Below are 465 nucleotides of genomic sequence, written 5' to 3'. Positions count from 1 at the left end.
CCAAGCCGCCACGGCGGGCGAAAGCCGCATTCCCAAGGACGCGGAAACCCTGCGTACCCTGCATGCCGCCGGCGTCGACTACGACAGCATCCTGCCGCAGGGCCAGCGCCTGGCCGTGCGCAAGACCGCCAACCTGCACACCGGCGGCAGCCTGGAAGACGTCACCGAGAGCCTGCATCCGGCCCTGGCCGAAGCGGCGGTAAAGGCCGCGCGCGCCCTGGACATCCCGGTGGTTGGCCTCGACCTGCTGGTGCCGGCGGCCGATCAGCCCGAACACGTGTTTATCGAGGCCAACGAACGCGCCGGCCTGGCCAACCACGAACCGCAACCGACGGCCGAACGCTTTATCGACCTGTTGTTCCCCCTTAGCCAAGTGGTTTAAGCCACGCTACGCGGTGCGTTATCCCGGATAAGCGCGTAGGGCAGACAAGCCGAACTAATCGACGGTGGACAAGCCTTCGGCAT

1 pseudogene is annotated in these 465 nt (G+C 66.5%); it reads left to right on the top strand.

The window, feature by feature from the left end:
• Positions 1–382 (top strand): annotated as a pseudogene (locus tag B3M58_RS00035) (N-acetylglutaminylglutamine synthetase); the annotation flags it as partial.
• Between the last annotated feature and the right edge of the window lie 83 nt (positions 383–465).

The organism is Pseudomonas sp. UBA2684, from assembly GCA_002354655.1.
Classification (GTDB): domain Bacteria; phylum Pseudomonadota; class Gammaproteobacteria; order Pseudomonadales; family Pseudomonadaceae; genus Aquipseudomonas.
This window is presented reverse-complemented; position numbering and strand designations above follow the sequence as displayed.